Here is a 19,394-nt window from a genome sequence, read left to right as displayed (position 1 = left end):
CACTAGATTCCGTCCGCTTGTGCACACCGTGCGTCGACAGGACCCCGGCAGTACAAGGAGCAGTTCATGAGGGAATTACCTCCCTACCGGCGCCTGCGCTCTCGCCTGTCGGCGGCGGTCTGCGGGCTTGTCGGTCTCTCGCTCGCCTGTGGTGTCCTGTCCGCGCCCGCCCGTGCTGACAGCGCGGCCGCACCGGCGCGTGACACGAAGCCGACCGGATCCGTCTCCGGGGCGAAGGCCGAAGCGGAGCAGAGTGCGGCGCAGCGGGCCCAGAGCACCGGACGGCCCGTCCCCGTACCGGAGTCCACCACCGAGACGGACACCGTCACCGCCCAGCCGGACGGCAGTCTGACGCTCAAGCGCACCATCGAACCGTCGCGGACGAAGAAGACGGGTACCTGGGTCGACCTCGACCCGACCCTGCGGCCGTCCGCGGATGGCAGGATCCGGCCGGCGAGTACCACCGGGGATCTGGCTCTGGGCGGAGGGGGCGGCCACCTTCTGGCGTCCATGACCAACCAGGGCCGCACGCTGTCGTTCAGCTGGCCGACACCCCTGCCCGCTCCTGTCCTGGAGGGAGCCGGAGCGCTCTACCCGAACGTGCTGCCCGATGTCGACCTCAAGGTCACCGTGACCGAACAGGGCGGCTTCTCCCACACCCTGGTCGTCAAGAACGCCCAGGCCGCGCAGAACCCCAAGCTGGCCACTGTCGAACTCGGCACCGCGCTCGACGGAGTCGCCCTGACTGAGGATGCCGCCACCGGTGCGCTGTCCGCCAAGACCCCCGAGGGCACCGTACTTTTCGCCGCGCCCACCCCCCGCATGTGGGACTCCCGCATCACACCGGCGACCCCGCCGCCCGCGCGAGGGGGCGGGAGTGCGGCCGCTCCCCGGCAGGGCACCGACGCAACCGGCGCAACCAGTGTGGCGAACACTGTGCCGGATCCGCCCGCGGACATTCCCGCGTCCGACCTGCTCTCCTCCTCGAAGGGCCCCGGTGTTCACGCGAAGACCGCGAACCTGGACGCCGGAGTGGCCGCCGGCTCGCTGACCCTGCGGGCAGACACCGCCCTCCTGGCCGCGCCGGACACCCAGTTCCCGGTCTACATCGACCCGAGCTGGGCATCGGTGAGGAACACGGCGGGCATGTGGAACTGGGTATGGGAGGCGTACCCGAACACCTCCGGTCGAAGCATGGACACCTATGCGCCCGGCGTCGGCTACCAGGGCTGGGAGCCGAAGAAGGGCAAAGAGCGCACCTTCTACAACGTCCCCCTGGGCCTGACTGGCGACGTGCAGATCAGAGCCGCCACGTTCTACGCGACCCAGGTCGACTCCTCGTCATTCTCCTGCGCCAACACGAGCACCTTCCCCGTTCACCTGCACCGTGTCAGTGACAATCTCACGGCGAACACCACCTGGAGCAACCAGCCGAGCGATTGGGGCCGCTGGTCGACCGTCCAGGTTCCCAGCTCCAGCGTCAAGTCCAAGTGCGGCAACAGGCTGGTCGATTTCGACATCAGGTCCCAGGTCGCGCAGGACCCGTCCCAACGCATCCTGACCTTCGGTCTCTACGGCAACGAGAGCGACCGCAACGCCTTCAAACGCTTCTCGAAGATCCCGTCCGAGACCTTTATTACCGTCGAGTACAACACGCCGCCGCACCGCCCTTCCGACCTGCGGATGTCGCCCGTGCCGGTGAACGGGATCGACAACGTGGACTGCGGCTACCTCGGCGCGGTCAACCCCACGGCCGGCGGCGTGCGCTTCTTCGCCCGCATCCGAGACCCCCAGGGCACCAGCGTCAACGCGCAGTTCCACCTGCGCGACCGCACCGCAGGAGGCGACACCCTCGTCTGGGACAGCGGCTGGGTCTCGTGGGGGGCCAACGACCACGAGGCATCGGCGAACGTACCGGCCGGTGTCATCCAGGGCGGACGTACCTACCGCTGGAGCGTCCACGCCGGCGACGGCCAGCTCATGTCCCCGTGGGTGGACGGATGCACCTTCAGCGTCGACACCACACCCCCCACCATCATCGACGTCACCAGCAGCGACTTCCCGGCGAAGCGTGACGGCAGCACCGGGAAGAAGGCCGGCGAACGCGGCACCTTCTACGTCAACGCCTCCGACGGCGAGTCCGGCATGGACACCGTGAAGTACTCGCTCAACAGCACCATCCCCGTCGGCGGCGGAACATCCGCCACCCGGGATCCGCATAACGGCCGATGGCGCATCGACGACCTGTTCGTCCAGACCTGGGGCACCCACACGCTCTATGTCCAGGCTGTGGACCGGGCCGGAAACCTCTCCCAGCAGAAGGCCTACACGTTCTACGCACCGGCCAATCCCAACGCCACCACCACCCTCGGCGACATCACCGGTGACGGACGCGTCGACCTGCTCACCACCGATGCTGCCGGTGCCTTGCGCATGTACGGAACCGACGCCGACCCCGCCGCCGGCGGGCAACTCGCCGCCGGCGCAGCCGAAGGGCCCGGCGGCACGCCCGGCAACCGCACCTGGAACGGTGTCCTCACCACCCACCGTGGCGGCAACGGGATCACCTACGACGATCTGTTCGCCCACCACGGCACCGAGATGTACCTCTATCGCAGCAGCATGGGCCCGGCGAACGCGCTGCCCCGGCCCGGGCTCCCGCAAAACGGCGAGCAGTGGTTCGTCGCCGGAAACCGCCTCTCCGCCTCACGTCCCCACTCCTTCTTCTGCAAGGACCCCACGGGAACCGGCGGGTGCACCGGCTACGCCGCCGACTGGGGGCAGGTCAGGCAGATCCTGGCCCCCGGCGACGTCAACGCCGACGGCAGGCTCGACCTGCTCACCGTCGAAGACGACGGATCCGCAGCCGGCCGCCTGTGGCTGTTCACCGGGTCCACCGCCACCGGCCAGTTCACCACGGCCCACTTCCTGGGCCGGGGCGACTGGCTGCACCACGAACTCCTCTCACCCGGCGACGTCACCGGCGACGAACGCCCCGACCTGTGGGCGCGCGACAAGCGCGACGGGCGCCTGCACCAGTACGCGTCGAGGAAGAAGGCTGACGGCTCCGTCGACCTCGTCGCCCTCGCGGACGGGGCCGCCCGCACACTCCTCGCGTCCGGACTCGACGCCAGCACGTACCCCAGGCTGAACTCCGACGGCGACCTCGACGGGGACAGGAAGGGCGACCTGTGGACCCAGGCCGCCGACGGACGCATCTACGTCTTCTACAGCAAGGAACCCGGAGCCGACCACAACCGCTTCGGCCCCGCGCGCCTGATCGCCGACAACATCCTCGGCTGGAACGTCTGCAAACCCTTCCGCTCCGCCGCCGACCCGGGCGTCTCGCACGACATCTGCGGCCCCATCCTCGCCAAATACGAGGCACTCGGCGGACCCAGCGGACCCCTGCGCCTGCCCACCACACCGACCCGGGTGACGGCGGACGGCACCGGCCGCTACGCCGACTTCCAGGGCTCGCGCAACGACGGCCAGACCAACGGCGCCATCAACTGGTCGGCCACCACCGGCGCGTGGTTCATGCACGGCGGCATCCGCGAGAAGTGGCTCGCCTCCGGCGCCATGAACGGACCCCTCGGCTACCCCACATCGGACGAGACCGTCATCCTGGACCCCGGCACCAACAACACCATCGGCTGGACCACCCGCTTCGCCGGAGCGGACCACGCCGGCGGGTCCATCACCTTCGCCCACAACACCGCCGCCGCCATCACCGGCCCCATCCACAGCCGCTGGCAGGCCATGGGCGGGGCCCGCGGCATCATGGGCTTCCCGACGACCGACGTCCGCCCGACCACCCTCAAACCCGGCAGCTACGCCAACTTCCGCACCAAAGACGCCACCCACGACACCGGCGCGATCTACCACTCGCACACCACCGGCGCCTGGCCGGTCCGCGGCGCCAACTTCGGCCAATACGCGACCCAGGGATACGAAGGCGGCCGGCTCGGCTTCCCGACCAGCGACGAGTACCCCGTCTCGGCCGGGGTGCGCGGCGACTACGAGGGCGGCTACATCCGCTGGAACGAGACCACCGGCATCTCCACCGTCCACAACTGGCAGGACTCCACCCAGGCACGGCGCACCGAACTCTCGGGCGACGTCAACGCAGACCGGCGCGCGGATCTGATCACCGTCTACGACTACGGCCACCACACCGCCGGATTCTGGGTCTCACGCGCACAGCCGGACGGCAGCTTCGCCGCGCCCTATCGCGCATGGCACACCACCCCCGGCTGGTGGGACGCGAACGCCGCCAAATACGTCACCGGCGACTTCAACGGCGACAAACGCGACGACCTCGGCGCCTTCTACGGCTACCCCGACGGCCGCGTCGCCCTGTTCACCTTCCTCGCACAACCCGACGGAACCTTCAACGACGGCACCCGCAGCCGCCAGATCGCACCCGGCAACTGGGACTGGTCCCGGACCACCCTCCTCGCCGGCGACCACAACGGCGACGGACGCGACGACATCTCCGCCGCGTACGACTACGGCAACGGCGCCGCCGGATACTTCACCTTCCCCGCCAAACCCGACGGAACCTTCGACATCGAATTCCGCAGCTTCCGCGTACCCGCCGGCTACTGGTACACCGACCGCGTCAAGTACGCCACCGGCGACTACAATGGCGACGGACGCCACGACATCTCCGCCCTTTACAACCACAACGACGGCCGCGTCGGCCTCTTCACCTACCTCGCGCAGCCCGACGGCGGGTTCGCCAACGGCACCCAATCCTGGATCGCCGCCCCCGGCATGTGGGACTGGAACCGCGTCCGCCTCACCTCCGGCGACTACAACGGCGGCGGCCGCGACGACCTCGCCGCCCTGTACGACTACGGCAACAGCAGCGCCGCGCTGTTCACCTTCATCAGCAAACCCGACGGCGGCTTCGAACCCGACTTGAGGAGCTGGAACGTCCCCGCACACCACTGGGACACAGCGAACTCCAAGCCCGTCTCCGGCGACTACGACGGCAACGGCCGAGACGACATCGCCACGATGTACAACTACCCCAACGGATCCACCACCGCCTTCACGTTCCGAAGCCGCCCCGACGGAGGATTCGACGCCAGCGTTCCCAGCTGGAACTCACCACCCGGAACCTGGTGAACTCCACCACCTCCGACCTCATACACAACGGACCCGACACACCCCGCAGGTCTCCCGTACTCCAGCGAGATCCCACCTACGGACCCATGCTCCCGTATGAACGGAGCCCCACCCGGACGTCACCAACCCAGCACACACGCCGACCACGGACACGCCTCGCCGCATCCCCGAAGCGGACACATGGCTGTACGGCCCAGCACGCTCAGGCTGTGCAGCACCACACAGAAGTCAGCTTTCGACGCAGGCTATCGAGTTGTGTGAAACACCCGGGTTGACCGATGAGCCCTCTGCGCCTTCGGCAACATAACTCCGTCTGCCTTCCGCCGTCTGCTTGGTGTCCTCTATCCCCGCCTGGACCTTTACATCTGGCATCGGGAGGAGCCCACGATCCTAGATCGGCAACCGGCGCTCGACAAAGCGAACTGGGACCTCATTTCGGACTGGGATCGCCGCGTGGCACAGGTAGATCGTCAGCGGCTCCCGTACTGCTGATCCCAGCCGAACAGCGTGCGTTGTGTCCTCGCAGCTCTTCAGCCGCAGAAGCTCCGGCACAGGCAACAGCGCTGCTACCGTCCCGATCCCCTGCGTCCAGCACCGGTTCGTGCCAGACCGGGCAGCAACTGCTCACGATGCTTACTCCGCGCTTCCTTCATCCGCTTCAGGTGGGCGACGGTGCCATGACGACTGTGGCAGTGCGGGGCACAGTCCGCGGCCATGCCCGGGACGTGTCCAGTCGTTCGGCGGATCTCCTGGTGAGGGCTCCCGGCGAAGGTGAGCGCTTGGTTGTATTCGGCGATTTCGCAGGGTGTGTCGGCTTCCAGCAGTTGCAGGTCGAGTCGCCCGGTGCCGTGTCCCGGCCCGTCGAACCAGATCCGGCACCCGCGCGCTCCGTAGTTGCAGGAGCAGGTGCGCATGTCCTCGTTGAGGGCGATTCCGAACTCGGGGTGGGTGAGGTGCTGGATGAGCTCGTCGTGTGGTGTCCAGTGCGGCTTCGCGAAGGTGAGGGTGAAGCCGTAGGTGTTGTTGTGCTTGGTGAAGCCGGCCATGTCCAGCCAGTCGGCGCCGGTTCGGAAGATCATCAGGCGACGGAGGAGGGCGCTGCCGAGTGCTGCTGCCTCACGCCACGCCTCGTCGGACCATGTGTGTGCCCGGGTGAACGCGGCTTCACCGGATGTGAGTTCGCGGCGCCGGAACGGCACCGACGCGCGGTCTTGCCGACGGTAACGGAGCTCCACCGCGGCTTTCCAGGCTTTCTCGGGAATGCCCGCGAGGCGGATGGAGGCGGTGGTTCCCAGGAGTCCCACGTCGATCCTGTTGTGCTTGGCGCGGAGGACGCGCAATCCGCAGATGCCCCTGAGATCGTCCTCGCCACCAGTCGGGAACAGGCCCCAGGCGATCAGTTCGGCGAGCCCATCAGGGTCGGAATCAGCCGCGAATCGCACGACCATTTCGCTCTCCCGCGGAATGACCTGCCGAATACGCAACGGCCGCGTGGTGTAGGTGGTGGGGTACTCCAGCAGCGCGCGCAACACCTGGGACTCCAGGAACTCCTGGTCACCCAGTGCCCGGGGAATGAGCGGGCTGCCAGGCGGGAGTGTCCTGATGCGCTCCATCACTCCGGAGGAAGCCTCTCCGGTGTACCGGCAGCACAGCTCGACAGCATGGTCGTGGAACACGACGGACTCGCTTTCCGTGAAAGATGCTGCTGCCGGATCCCAGCGCGGAAGTGAGTTGGCGTTCCTGCGACTGTCAGGTGCGGTGCGAGGTACTGCGGGGGACTTCCGGCACGCTGCGCTTCCGATCCGGGCGGCGCACGCCGAGGACTCCCTCAACCAAGACCGCACCGTACGGTGCAGCAGGCCAGCGCGCAAGCGGCCTGCCCCGAATGGGGGAACCCGCTGGCCACTCCTGCGACGCCCGCGTCCCTCGGAGTCGTACCGTGTACGATCCGGGGGCGGTGAGAACACCGCTCCCCGGAGAGATTCGGCCCTTCCTTCTCCACGCTCGGGTGAACCGTTCGCCTTTCAGCAGCATGAGGTGCAGCACTTCTGGATTCCCACTTGCCATGCGTCCAGGGCCGGGACGCGCAAGGGAGAAGTATGAGTGCATCACCACAGGACATCGCGGGGAAGCGCTGCCTGTACACGGGGGAGACGTTCCAGGAGGCTTTCCGTGTCCTGGGGGAACTACGCCACGGCGAGGCTCCCGTCCCTTCTGCCGCCAACCCGGATCAGGTGCTGCTGGAAGCCCACGTTCTGCTGAATCTGCTGGAGTCCCGGAACATCTACACCCGCTACCCTCTCGGAATCATCGCTGTCCACCCCGCCCCGGACACCATCGGCCTCCAGGTGGAAAGCTTGGAGCGCGCTACCGAGATCCTCTTCAACATTCTCCCGGCGTACGGGCCCGACGGCGAACTCCACGGTGTGCCGGGCCTGCGGATCACCCGGTGGCACAAGACCGCCATCGAGCTCCACCTCCTGGGGCAACCCGCCCGCCTGCGGCTCTCTGGCCTTCCCCACCGGCTCTGGCGCCAAGCGGAAGCGGGCACGCCGTCGAAATGGATCGACCCAGCCGAGATGCGCCTGTGCTGGCGCTCCTCACCCACCACGTACACCACTGTGGAACGCGGACGCCGGAACATGTGGGAAGACCTGGACGACGACTACACCCAGACAATCCGTCGCGGAGCCTGGCTGAGCAGCGGGCTGCTGCGGCGGGTGGCTCTCCTGCACACGGTGTCCAACACGTCCGTCGCCGATGGGTACCTCGCACTGGACCACGTGGCGCTGGTGGTCCGCTCCTCGCACGTCCGCGGACAGGGACCGGGGCCGCATCACATCGTCGCCGCCCTCTTGGACCCCGCCTTCGGCCTACCGCTCCGGGTGGCGCGGTTCCGGGGTGACACCGACGAGAGCTACGGGGCGGACCAGCACTTTGTCCTCAGGGACCAAGCCGGGACCGCCGCACTCGACCTGCGGGCCTCGACCGATAAGACCCCCTCCCGCATGGACGACACCCTGTGGCGGTCCATCAGTCGCAGACTACCGACGCGGGGCTTCACGAGCCCGGAGACGGGTCCTCTCGCCGTCCTTGACGGCGTCGGAGCACCATAGCGAACTCGCCTGGGCGAAACAGCGGGAGCGTCACCCCGATAGCGTCCGAACCCCGGTCGGCTCGGGCATTCGAGGGCTGGCGGTGCCCCCGGTGCCGTTCACCGGCGCACGATAGCCGGAGATCCCCGGTTCACGAAACCGGGGATCCGCCGGACCATTGATTACTCCACCGCCACGTCCTGCCCCCTCTCGAAGAAGGAACGCCGGCTACGACCCAACCTCCACCCCAGAGCGACAAGCTGGAACTTCTATGCTCCCGCGTAGGCGAGGCACAACAGCTCCCCGGCCCGCTCCAGGTCCCGCTCGGACCGGAGCTGAACCTCCAGGTCCCCCGTTCCATGGTGGCCGAGCCCCGTGACATCCCGGGTGAACCCGGGCGTGAGGCTGACCTCCTTCGGGTCGACCTTTACGTAGGCGAGGATCTTGGCCTGCCGCGCCGGCGGGACGCAGACGAAGTTCCGCAGCCGCCGGTAGGCGGTGTACTGCTTGCGCCGCACCGCCCCCACATCGTTGCCCAGCCCGAGCAGGACCTCGTCCAGGGCCATCGAGAGATCCGCCATCGCCCGGCCGACTGTCTGGCGACCGGGGGCCGCGGCGGTCCGTGCACCCGCCCCGCTCCGGCGGCGGGGCCCTCCGGCGTGCCCGTGGACGGAGGCGACGGTCTCCAGCGCGATGTGGTCGTCGCCGTAGAGCCGGTAGCGGACGAGGTCGATGCTGCGCCGGTGCTCGCGTACGGCGTGCACGTCGTAGCGGGTGAAGTCACCTGCCACACAGATCACCCGCGGGGCGCTCCAGAGAATCCGCCCGCCCGCCTCGGCGCCGAGGCGGTCGCGCACCAAGCGCTGGAACTCGTCCCGGTGGTCCATCAGCCAGGACAGGTAGAACAGGCCCTGGTTGATCACTCCGGCGTCGGTCGCCCGCTTGTACTCGATGATCACCGGCGACCCGTTCTCGTCCAGGCCCAGCGAGTCGATCCGGCCGCCGTGGACCGGCCCGGTGCTGTACTCGCTCGCCAGGAACCGCACTCCGAGCATGATCTCCATATGGGCCTCGACCAGGCCCTGCACATCCGCCTCGACCTCCGCCAGACGCGGCGTGACCTCCGTCATGCCGCGCTTCGTGCTGAACAGCCTCAGCCCCATCGCCCCCATCCCAAGATCGCTCCAGGGGCCCAACACGTGTGGCATGAGGATTATTTCGCCGAGGCTGTCGGCCTCCCACGCCACCCAGCGAAGCGTAGGTACACAGAGTGACGAACTCGCTGGCCCGGCTACGGCATCGGGCTCCGGAACCCCATCCGCCCCTCCCACCTCTTGACGCTCATATGACGCTCAGGGCCCAAAAATCTCCGCACGAGACGGCAATAAATGGCCCCTGACCTGCAACTTCTCCCTACATCGCCGGTTTCGATCCCTTCCCGATGACCTCGCACGTGGAGTGCGTGGCAATCCTCGAGCCGGTAAAGAAGGATGCCTGACCTGCGCATTCCGTCACTGAGCGTTGATACCGACGCCCGGAGAAGCCTTCTGCGGGCGCTCCCTTCGTCGAATTTAGGCCCCATCGTGATCCCGTTGCCTTGCGCAGTAGCTGAGGGGCGGCCGGTAGCCGTGCGGTGGTGCCCCTGCCCGCCGAGGGTCCGCCGGTAGTCGCGTGAACAGACCCGGTTGACCCTATGCGGGTGAGATACGCGAGGGGTCTCAGAGGGATGCGGTTTCCTCCAGTAGGCGTGCCGCGTCGGTGTGGGCGCTGTACGGGCGCAGTACCTCGCGCATGGTGGTGAGGGACGCGGCGGCATGTGCTGACCGCAGTCTTGGGTAGTCGTCGAGAAACCGCCTCCACGTGGTGAGGGATTCTTCGAGGTTCCCCTGGCGGAGCTGTGACTCGGCCAGGAGCGCCGTGGTCAGGGCCCTGGCCCGGCGTGCCTGCGGGGCGCGGGCGCGCAGGGAGGCGTGGAAGGCGGTGTCGGCCGCCTTGTGCTCGTGGAGGGCCGTCAGCGTGCGGGCCCGCTGGTAATGGAGGGCAGCGGCCGGATAGCTGTCGAAGGGGTCGCTCGGGTTCTGGTCCGCCTGGCTGTGGAGGACCTCCGTTTCCCTCAGAGCGAGGAGCGCCCGCCGGCGGTCGTGGATCCGGGCGTGGGCCAGGGCCAGTTGGGACTGAGTGAAGGACTGGATCAGGGGTGAGGAGTGACGGGTGGCGGTGGCGGCCGCCTGTTCGGTCAGAGTGAGCGAGGGCCGCCGGTGGCCGAGTTCCAGTGCATGGGCGGCAAGGGCGCGCAGGGCGACGGTGTAGGTGCCGGGGTCGTCGGCTTCGGCAGCCAGGTCAGCCGCTGCGCGGTGGTATTGCTGGGCCAGCGCATGGGCCTTGTCATCGGCGCACATGTTGCCCAGCAGGACGGTGAGTTGTGCGGTGTGGGTGAGGAGTTGTCGGTGCACGTGGTCGGCGGCGCTAGCAAAAAGCCAAGGGATGGCGCCATCGGCGATGTAGGAGGTGAGTGCCCTGCGGGCGTGTCCGCCGCCGAAGGTGCTGATCGTGGCGGCGAAGAAAGTGGTCATACTCCGGAGTGCTTCGACCTCCGCACGGCCCACCCGGCGCCCGGCCGTGCTGCCGGCGCGGCGGGCCGTGGTTCGCGAGCGCAGTTCGCCCCAGTTCGGGACGGCGAGGGTGGCGAGGTTGTAGGTGTACGCGACCGCGGGTTCTTCCCGATGGGGGTCGGGTTGGCTGTTGGTTGGCTTGGGCAGATGGTCCACGGGGTCTGCCTTCCAGGGCCGGTCCGGTGTGCGGGCGGGGACTCGGGCAGAACCGCGCCCCGCGGCAGCCGGGGGGTCTGCCCAGGCGGCGGGAGGTCGTCTCCGGGAAGCAGGCGGACCAGGGGGGATACCTGGCAGTCGGCACGGAGCGGTCGAGCGGCGCGCGGCGGGTTGGTGCCCGTAGCTGAAAAGTGCCGGTGAGAAGGTGTGGGCGGGGTGGGGCGCATCTCACTCCGCCTCCTCGGTGATGGCGCGGGCCGGGTCCGGGTCGCGACGAGAGCGGTAGCTCTCCCCTCTTCTCGTCACTCACCAACATCCCTGGATTCGGCTGCTTCACCAGGGCGCACGGAAGCGGCGGACGCAGCACACACCCGCGCACCGACAGCCCCGCACGGAGCGGTCCCCCAGCGGCTGCCGAAACCAGAGATGCCGAAGCGGCGGCGCCGGGCCAGGCCGGTCGCTGAACGCCGGTGTGCCTCGTGGGCGAACTCTGCCGCGGCCGGGGTCTGCTGACGCCGGTCTCGCGGGCCGAAGGGGTCTTCGAGCGGTCGGGCACAGTCGGCCGGCTGGATGTCGTGGTCCCATGGGCATCGTGGTCTGTTGCGCCGCGCCGATGGCCGCAGGGCGCTGAGCGGCGCGGTCTACGCGATTGCCGGGACAGGGCGCGCTGTCGATGCGGCCGTCGGGATCACGAGCCGCCTGGGCATGCCGCCTCGCGCATGAGCCCCACCCGAGGCGGCGGCCGTGTCCTCGTCCTGCTGAGGGCTTGAGCGGTGTCGTGCGCGTGTGCGGCGTGAGGGTGGCGCAGATAGGGGCGCAGGTTTGTCTGCAAGCGGGCCAGTGCGGAGTCGGCGCGCGTGGAACGCAGCAGGGGGTAGTGCTGGAGGAAGGCGTGCCAGGCGTTGCAGGCTGCGTCCAGGTGGCCCAGGCGGAGCAGCGTTTCCGCCCTTCGCGCCTGGGTGAGGGCGATCTGCCGGTTGTCATGGGGCCGACGGTGGTGGGTGGAGCTGTCGAAGGCTTGCAGAGCCTGGGGGAGTTCATCGAGCGCCAGGAGGATCTCGCCGCGCTGGTAGTGGAAGCCGGCGCGGGGGTACGTGGCGAAGGGGCCCTGACCCTTGGGGTCCGGGTCGTGGTGGTGCTCGGCGTCGATCAGGTCCGTGAGAGCCTCGTGGTGTCGTCGGCCATGGGCGTGGGTGAGGGCGCGTTGAGCGAGAAGGAAGGCTCGGGTGGCGCCTGAGATCTCTTGTGGTGCGGTATGGACCGCGGCGTCGGCGAGGTCCGCGGCGGCTTGCGGGTGGCCCCGTTCCAGGGCCTGGAGGCTGAGGGTGCGGAGTGTGATGGCGTAGGTGCGGCGGTCGTGGGCCTGGTGGGCAAGGTCGAGCGCGGTGAGCAAGTAGCTCTGGGCCAGGGCGTGGAAGTCGGTGTCAAAGGTCATCTTCGCGAGCAGATGACTGAGTTCGGCCGTTTGGACGAGAAGGCCACGATGCTGAGCCCCGTCCGAGGACCGGGCCAGGAGGGTGGCCGCGTCATCCGTGAGGTAGGCGGCCAGGGCGGAGCGCCCGTGACCGCCACCGCGGTGACCCATCTGCCGGGCAAAGACAACGGCCATCTCCTCCAGTGCCCGGGTATCCGCGGTTTGCGGCCCGATGGTGCCGGACGGCGGACCGGGAGACGGAGCGCGTGTGGCGGGCCAGGTGGGTGGGGTGATGGAAGCCGGTGTGTAGATCATGCGGGTCAGGGCGGAGCGGGTGGTGGGCAGGACATCCGCACGGGTCAGTGAGACCAGGCGGGCGAGGGGGTCGTCCTCCGGTTCCGTCTCGTTCGGCTTGGAGTCCTGGCCGGGCTCGATGCCCTCGTGGACGAGTCCGGTGTCCCCGGGCAGCACCGGGCGCCGCAGTCGGCGGGCGAAGACGGCGGCGATCAGTTGGGGAACGGGTGGGCGTGGACGGGAACCGCGTAGCCAGTGGGCGACCGAGGTACGGTCGTAGCGAAGGTTCAGGCTCTGCGCGCTTCCCTCCGAGTTGATCGCCTCGGCCAGTTCCCGGGCGGTCCAGTCCGCTTCGAGGAGCAACTCCTTCAACTGTTTGTTCGGGGCGTTGCGTGCCATGACCCCTCCTTGGACCACGCGGAGAACGGGTGGACGGACGGGCCACGCGGCAGGCGGTGGCGAGTCCGGCGCCGTTCTCATGGCGGGGCCACGGTTCTGCTGACCGCCCGCCCGCACACACGCTTCGGAGCCGTGCGCAGGGATGGGCTTCTCCCTCGCTGGGACCAAGACTCACCTGAACAAGCAGCGGCACATATAGGAATAGCGGCTTATCGCATCAGATACCTGATGCGGGGCACTTGGCAAGGGACCTGCGGGGAGAAATGCGTGAACGCGTTGAACGCCGCGGCTTCGCCGCCGCCGGAGTCCGCCTGGGGCGCGGTGCGTGCCCCGTAGCGGCCCGTCCGTGCGGGTGTTGAACGCCGTCCCCGTGGTTCGCGCGGATCGGCCGGGCCCCGAAGGTCGTCCCGACAGCGGGCCTCACACCGCCGCGCCGGGGCGATGAGCAGGCCCGTGGCTGACCGTGCGCGGGGATGCCGCACGCCCGGCGGGCCGCGGAGACCTGTTCCCGGTCCGGCCGGGTGCGGTGCTGCCGTCCATGTCGTCCGTTCAACGCGTGCACGCATGGATCATGGACCGGTCTTGTCACCCGGGCCAGGTCGGGTACTTGATGGGAGTGTGCCCGGACGGCACCGGTCAAGGCATCGGTGCCCTTGTCGGCGCGGTACGAGGGGCCCGCTCCGTCACCGGAGGCGGCTGCCCACGGTTCTGCCCGCCCGGCCCGGCAGCCGCAGTTCCCCCCACCAGACCTGATCCCGTCGGCGTGCTCCCAGGAGGCGGCCACCTTGATCGGACCGGAAATCCGCAGTTGTCCCGCCGTACCGCCCACGCCTGCCCTGGAACCGGGTGAGGTGCTGGTGGCCACAGAGGTCACCTGCCCCTCGGGCCCCCGGGCTCCGTGTCCCGCGGCACCGCTGGTGGCGGCCGAGTTGACGCGGGCGGGCACACGGGTGCGTACCGCGCCGGTGGCGCTGCTGCCAGAGGACACCGACAGCACTGTCCGGCTGGTGACGACCGTTCCGGCGAGGGAGTCGGTGGCGCGGCAGCCGGTACTGGCCTGCGGCGCGCTGGTGCCCCCTGGCAACCGAACCGACAGCACCGTGGCAACCTCCCGGAACGCGGTGGAGACCTGGGCCCGTCTCGCCCGCCCCCGCACGGTACTCCTGGCGGCTCCCCGCTCGTTCTGCGCCGGGGTGGAGCGGGCCATCGACGTCGTCGCATCCCTTCTGGAACAGCACGCGACCACGGACGTGCCCGTGTTCGTACGCAAACAGATCGTCCACAACACGCACGTCATCACCGATCTGGCCCGGCGCGGGGCGGTGTTCGTGGAGGAACTGGACGAGGTCCCCGAGGGCGCGCTGGTGGTGTTCTCCGCCCATGGTGTCTCCCCGCAGGTCCGTGCGGAGGCGGCCCGCAGGAACCTCACGGTGGTGGACGCGACATGCCCGCTGGTGACGAAGGTCCACGCGGAGGCACGCCGCTTCGCCGAGCGCGGCGACAGCATCGTGCTCATCGGCCACGCCGGGCACGAGGAGGTCGAGGGCACATACGGCGAAGCGCCCGACGCCACCGTCATCGTCGACGGTCCGCAGGACATCGCCGGACTCGAACTGCCGGACCCGTCGAAGGTCACCTATCTGACCCAGACCACGCTTGCCGTGGACGAGACGCGGGCGACGATCGCCGCGCTCAAGGAACGCTTCCCCCAGGCTCGTGGTCCGGGCTCGGAGGACATCTGTTACGCCACCACCAACCGTCAGCACGCCCTGCAGGCCGTCACCACGCAATCGGACCTGGTCCTGGTCCTGGGGTCGCTCAACTCCTCCAACTCCGTACGGCTCGTGGAACTGGCTCGTAAAGCGGGCACCTTCGCCCACCTGATCGAGGACGCCTCCCATATCCGGCCCTCCTGGCTGGCGAATGTGGCCACCGTCGGGCTCAGCGCCGGGGCATCCGCTCCTCCCGCCCTTGTCGAGGAGACCCTCTCGGCCCTGGCGGGACTGGGACCCCTCGCGGTGAAAGAACAGGTCACCACGACCGAGAACACCCGCTTCGCACCGCCTGCCGCAGTGAGGAAGAGCCGATGAGCACCGCCAACGGACACATCACCGCCTATCCGCTGCTGGCGAAGGCCGACCACCCGGCGGCACTGCGGGCCGTGTCCGGAGAGGAACTTAACCGGCTCGCGGCCGAGATCAGGACGTTCCTGGTGAACACGGTGTGCGCGACAGGCGGTCATCTGGGGCCGAACCTGGGTGTGGTGGAGCTGACCCTGGCGCTGCACCGGGTATTCGACTCACCCAGGGATTCGATCGTCTTCGACATCGGTCACCAGGCCTATGTGCACAAGCTTCTGACGGGCCGCACCGGCCGTTTCGATTCGCTGCGGGGTGCGCACGGCCTCTCCGGGTACCCGTCGCGCGCCGAGTCGCCCCATGATCTGGTGGAGAACTCCCACGCCTCCACTGCTCTGTCCTACGCCGACGGGCTGGCCAAGGCCCGGCGACTGTCGTCCGGGGCGGACCACGGTGGGGCGGTGGTGGCGGTCATCGGGGACGGTGCCCTGACCGGCGGCCTGGCCTGGGAGGCGCTGAACAACCTCGGTGCCACCCCCGAGCGGCCGGTGATCGTGGTCGTCAACGACAACGGCCGCTCCTACGCGCCGACCACCGGGGCTCTCGCCACCCACCTGAGCGATCTCCGGGGGCGGACCGGCGGGACGCGAGCGCACCGCAACCTCTTCACCGAGCTGGGATTCGTCTACCTCGGCCCGGTCGACGGCCATGACATCACCGCGACCGAGGCGGCACTGCGCCGGGCCCGCGAGCTGGGCCGTCCGGTGGTGGTGCACGCGGTGACGGTCAAGGGCAAGGGCTATGCCCCGGCGGAGCAGGACGAGGCGGACTGTCTGCACGCGGTCGGCGTGGTGGACCCGGCCACCGGCCGGTCCGGCACACCGTCCGGGCGGTCCTGGACGAGCGTGTTCGGGGACGAGCTGGCGACGCTGGCCGCCGAACGCGACGACGTGGTCGCGATCACCGCGTCCATGCTGCGCCCGACCGGTCTGCACCCCATGCGCGAGAAGCTCCCTGACCGGGTCTTCGACGTCGGTATAGCCGAGCAGCACGCCGTGACCTCCGCCGCCGGAATGGCGATGGGCGGCCTCCACCCCGTGGTGGCGATCTACGCGACGTTCCTGAACCGGGCGTTCGACCAGGTGCTGATGGACGTGGCGCTGCACCGGCTGCCGGTCACGTTCGTGCTGGACCGGGCCGGGGTCACCGGCCCCGACGGGCCCTCCCACCACGGCATGTGGGATCTGAGCATGCTGTCCGCGGTGCCGGGCCTGCGGATCGCCGCACCACGAGACACCGTGCGGCTGGGCGAGCAACTGCGCGAGGCGGTCGATACGGACGACGGACCGACGGCACTGCGGCTGGCCAAAGCCCTCGCCGGACCGCCGGTCCCGGCACTGGCCCGGATGGACGGCCTCGACATCCTGCACCGCACCCGCTCCGGCCCGCTCGACGTCCTGCTCGTCCCCGCGGGCCCACTGGCCACGGCGGCCCTCGAAGCAGCCGCCCTCCTGGAGGCCGAGGGCCTGGGGGTCACCGTCGTCGATCCCCGCTGGGTCCTGCCCGTGAACCCGGCACTGCCCGCGCTGGCCGCCCGGCACCGGCTGGTCGTGACCGCCGAGGACGCGCTCCGCATCGGCGGCATGGGCACCGCCCTGGCCCAGGCGTGCCAGGACACGGCGGTCACCACCCCCGTAGTCGCCCTGGGCCTGCCCACCTCCTTCGTCCCGCAGGGCCCGCGTGCCGCGCTGCTCGCGGCGGCCGGTCTCGACGGGCCCGGCATCGCGGCGGCCGTCCTCGCCGCCCACCCCGACCGGCGGCCCCCGTCCACACAGCCGACGACCAACCTCGCGACATCCGCCAGGGGGCGTGATGACCACCACTGACCTGGGACTGCCGACGGTGCCGACAACTCCGGTGCGCCGCCGTACCCGCCCTCTCCGCGTGGGCACGGTGCCCGTGGGCGGCGGCGCACCGGTCTCCGTGCAGACCATGACCACGACCCTCACCGCCGATGTCGACGCCACCCTCCAGCAGATCGCCGAGATCACCGCCGCCGGATGCGACATCGTCCGCGTCGCCGTCCCCTCCCAGGACGACGCCGACGCCCTGCCCCGCATCGTCGCCCGGTCGAAGCTGCCGGTGATAGCGGACATCCACTTCCAGCCCCGTTACGTCTTCGCCGCCATCGACGCCGGCTGTGCCGCGGTACGGGTGAACCCGGGCAACATCCGCAAGTTCGACGACCGGGTCGGCGAGATCGCGAAGGCCGCCTCGGCGGCGGGCGTGCCAATCAGGATCGGGGTCAACGCCGGCTCTCTCGACCCCCGGCTCCTGGCCAAACACGGCCGGGCCACCCCCGAGGCCCTGGTGGAATCCGCCTTGTGGGAGTGCTCCCTCTTCGAGGAGCACGGCTTCCAGGATCTGAAGATCGCGGTCAAGCACCACGATCCCACGACGATGATCGCCGCCAACCGGCTTCTCGCGGAAGCCTGCGACTACCCCCTCCACCTCGGCGTCACCGAAGCAGGACCGGCTTTCCAGGGAGCCATCAAATCCGCTGTCGCCTTCGGAATCCTGCTGGGCGAGGGGATCGGCGACACCATCCGTGTCTCCCTCTCCGCCCCGCCGGTCGAACAGGTCAAGGCGGGCTGCCACATCCTCTCCTCCCTCGGGCTGCGCCCCCGCAAGCTGGAGATCGTCTCCTGCCCCGGCTGCGGACGCCTCCAGGTCGACATCCACCGCCTCGCCACCCAGGTCGAGGCCGCCTTCGACGGCTTCCCCCACCCCCTGCGCATCGCCGTCATGGGCTGCGTCGTCAACGGACCCGGCGAAGCCCGCGAAGCCGACCTCGGCGTCTCCTGCGGCAACGGCAAAGGCCAGATCTTCCGCAAGGGCCAAGTCCTGCGCACCGTCCCCGAACACAGAATCGTCGGCGCGCTCCTCGACGAAGCCCTCCGCCTCACCGACGAACCCGACCGCCCGGACACATCCGAGACCACCACCGCCGGGAATGCCTCATGACGACCTCCACCGTCCCGGCCGGGCACCACGGCCTCGACTCTGACCGGATCCGCGCCGAGGTCGACGCCGTCCTCGACGCCTTCCTCCGCCACAAGGCCCGCACCGCCGCAGGGCGGAATCTACCCACCGAAGTGACCACCGTCCTGCGGGACTTCCTGGCCGTCGGCGGGAAACGCATCCGGCCCCTGCTCTGCGTCACCGGCTGGCACGCCGCAGGAGGCAGGAACCGCCCTCACGCCCTGGTCCAGGCCGCGGCCTCGCTGGAGATGTTTCACGCGTTCTGTCTGATCCACGACGACATCATGGACAACTCCGCCACTCGCCGCGGACAGCCCGCCGTCCACCGCACCCTCGCCTCCCACCACCGACAGGGTCGTACCACCCCGGCGGCCGACCGGCTCGGCAAGAGCGCCGCTGTCCTCGTCGGCGACTTCGCTCTCGCCTGGTCCGACGAACTCCTCCACACCGCAGGCCTGGACACACGGCAACTCAGCGACGTCCTCCCACTGGTCGATGCCATGCGCACCGAGGTCATATATGGCCAGTACCTCGACGTCACGGCAGCAGGAGCACCTACCGACGACGTCGAACGGGCACTGGCGATCTGCCGCTACAAAACCGCGAAATACACCATCGAACGCCCTCTGCACATCGGCGCCGCACTCGCCGGAGCCGATCAAGGGCTACTCGACGCACTGTCCGCGTTCGCCCTCCCGCTGGGCGAGGCGTTTCAGCTCCGCGACGACCTCCTGGGGGTCTTCGGCGACCCCCGGCAGACCGGGAAGCCGACCCTCGACGACCTCCGCGACGGCAAGCACACGGTCCTCATCGCCCACGCCATGCGGCACGCCGACGACACCCAGCGCCAGATCCTGCGCACCCTGCTGGGCAACCCTCACCTCGACGAATCCGCCGCCGACCGCCTCCGCCGCCTTCTCACTGCCGTCGGCGCACCGGCGGCGGTGGAGGACATGATCCGGGAACGGCACGACGCCGCCCGCCGCGCCGTCGAATCCGGCCCGATCCCGTCCGGCACGGCTGCCCTGCTGCTCGACATGGCGCGGCAGGCCACCGCGAGGACCACATGAACCCACCTCCGCCTCCGCGCCCGGGCCGGAAGGCCCGAGGCCACCCCTCGGGACCACGACGACTCCGAACCGGGACCGCCGGAACGGCGACACGTCCA

Annotated in this window: 10 protein-coding genes; 6 read left to right on the top strand and 4 right to left on the bottom strand. The window is 69.4% G+C overall.

The features are described from left to right. Window positions 1-66 precede the first annotated feature (66 nt). Window positions 67-5,136 (top strand): FG-GAP-like repeat-containing protein, encoded by a 5,070-nt coding sequence (locus tag ACFVIM_RS02590; RefSeq protein ID WP_384297506.1) that lies wholly within the window; start codon window positions 67-69, stop codon window positions 5,134-5,136. A gap of 566 nt (window positions 5,137-5,702) precedes the next feature. Here ACFVIM_RS02590 and ACFVIM_RS02585 read toward each other — a convergent pair. Beyond that, window positions 5,703-6,812, bottom strand: coding sequence for a hypothetical protein (locus ACFVIM_RS02585; protein WP_384297505.1), 1,110 nt, complete (start codon window positions 6,810-6,812; stop codon window positions 5,703-5,705). A gap of 423 nt (window positions 6,813-7,235) precedes the next feature. On the opposite strand from ACFVIM_RS02585, the gene ACFVIM_RS02580 reads away from it, so the two are divergent. Beyond that, window positions 7,236-8,252, top strand: a complete 1,017-nt coding sequence (locus ACFVIM_RS02580) for a hypothetical protein (protein ID WP_384297504.1) — start codon at window positions 7,236-7,238, stop codon at window positions 8,250-8,252. Window positions 8,253-8,500: 248 nt separating this feature from the next. Here ACFVIM_RS02580 and ACFVIM_RS02575 read toward each other — a convergent pair whose 3' ends face one another. The 3 genes from ACFVIM_RS02575 to ACFVIM_RS02565 all read right to left on the bottom strand — a co-directional run bounded on the left by ACFVIM_RS02575 (window position 8,501) and on the right by ACFVIM_RS02565 (window position 13,106). Beyond that, window positions 8,501-9,361, bottom strand: coding sequence for a DUF5655 domain-containing protein (locus ACFVIM_RS02575; protein ID WP_384297502.1), 861 nt, complete (start codon window positions 9,359-9,361; stop codon window positions 8,501-8,503). 588 nt (window positions 9,362-9,949) lie between these two features. Continuing rightward, window positions 9,950-10,999: a hypothetical protein gene (locus tag ACFVIM_RS02570; RefSeq protein WP_384297501.1), complete on the bottom strand. Its 1,050-nt coding sequence runs from the start codon at window positions 10,997-10,999 to the stop codon at window positions 9,950-9,952. Between the two features lie 688 nt (window positions 11,000-11,687). Beyond that, window positions 11,688-13,106, bottom strand: a complete 1,419-nt coding sequence (locus ACFVIM_RS02565) for a tol-pal system YbgF family protein (RefSeq protein ID WP_384297500.1) — start codon at window positions 13,104-13,106, stop codon at window positions 11,688-11,690. 785 nt (window positions 13,107-13,891) lie between these two features. Here ACFVIM_RS02565 and ispH point away from each other — a divergent pair. Genes ispH through ACFVIM_RS02545 form a run of 4 tightly spaced genes read left to right on the top strand, consistent with a single transcriptional unit; the run spans window position 13,892 to window position 19,296 of the window. Then, window positions 13,892-15,196, top strand: a complete 1,305-nt coding sequence (gene ispH / locus ACFVIM_RS02560; RefSeq protein ID WP_384297498.1) for a 4-hydroxy-3-methylbut-2-enyl diphosphate reductase — start codon at window positions 13,892-13,894, stop codon at window positions 15,194-15,196. Further along, window positions 15,193-17,070 carry a 1-deoxy-D-xylulose-5-phosphate synthase gene (locus tag ACFVIM_RS02555; RefSeq protein WP_384297497.1) on the top strand — a complete coding sequence of 626 codons (1,878 nt, stop codon included), beginning with the start codon at window positions 15,193-15,195 and terminating at the stop codon, window positions 17,068-17,070. Before ispH ends, ACFVIM_RS02555 begins: the two co-directional genes overlap by 4 nt. Next, the gene (gene ispG / locus ACFVIM_RS02550; protein WP_384297496.1) at window positions 17,057-18,208 is read left to right on the top strand and encodes a flavodoxin-dependent (E)-4-hydroxy-3-methylbut-2-enyl-diphosphate synthase; all 1,152 of its coding nucleotides are present in this window, start codon (window positions 17,057-17,059) and stop codon (window positions 18,206-18,208) included. Before ACFVIM_RS02555 ends, ispG begins: the two co-directional genes overlap by 14 nt. Beyond that, a complete protein-coding gene (locus tag ACFVIM_RS02545; protein ID WP_384297494.1) occupies window positions 18,205-19,296 on the top strand; it encodes a polyprenyl synthetase family protein in 1,092 nt (363 codons plus the stop codon). The genes ispG and ACFVIM_RS02545 overlap by 4 nt, the downstream gene beginning before the upstream one ends. Window positions 19,297-19,394: the final 98 nt, after the last annotated feature.

It is taken from the genome of Streptomyces sp. NPDC057638 (genome assembly GCF_042800315.1).
Lineage (GTDB): Bacteria > Actinomycetota > Actinomycetes > Streptomycetales > Streptomycetaceae > Streptomyces.
Note: the sequence above shows the minus strand (reverse complement) of the source record. Positions and strands in the feature narration are given on the sequence as shown.

What these genes read in the sequence shown, in the direction of transcription:
- ACFVIM_RS02590 (WP_384297506.1), top strand. Translation starts at nt 67, where the DNA reads ATGAGGGAATTACCTCCCTACCGGCGCCTGCGCTCTCGCCTGTCGGCG.
- ACFVIM_RS02580 (WP_384297504.1), top strand. Translation starts at nt 7,236, where the DNA reads ATGAGTGCATCACCACAGGACATCGCGGGGAAGCGCTGCCTGTACACG.
- ACFVIM_RS02575 (WP_384297502.1), bottom strand. Translation starts at nt 9,361, where the DNA reads ATGACGGAGGTCACGCCGCGTCTGGCGGAGGTCGAGGCGGATGTGCAG.
- ACFVIM_RS02565 (WP_384297500.1), bottom strand. Translation starts at nt 13,106, where the DNA reads ATGGCACGCAACGCCCCGAACAAACAGTTGAAGGAGTTGCTCCTCGAA.
- ACFVIM_RS02555 (WP_384297497.1), top strand. Translation starts at nt 15,193, where the DNA reads ATGAGCACCGCCAACGGACACATCACCGCCTATCCGCTGCTGGCGAAG.
- ispG (WP_384297496.1), top strand. Translation starts at nt 17,057, where the DNA reads ATGACCACCACTGACCTGGGACTGCCGACGGTGCCGACAACTCCGGTG.
- ACFVIM_RS02545 (WP_384297494.1), top strand. Translation starts at nt 18,205, where the DNA reads ATGACGACCTCCACCGTCCCGGCCGGGCACCACGGCCTCGACTCTGAC.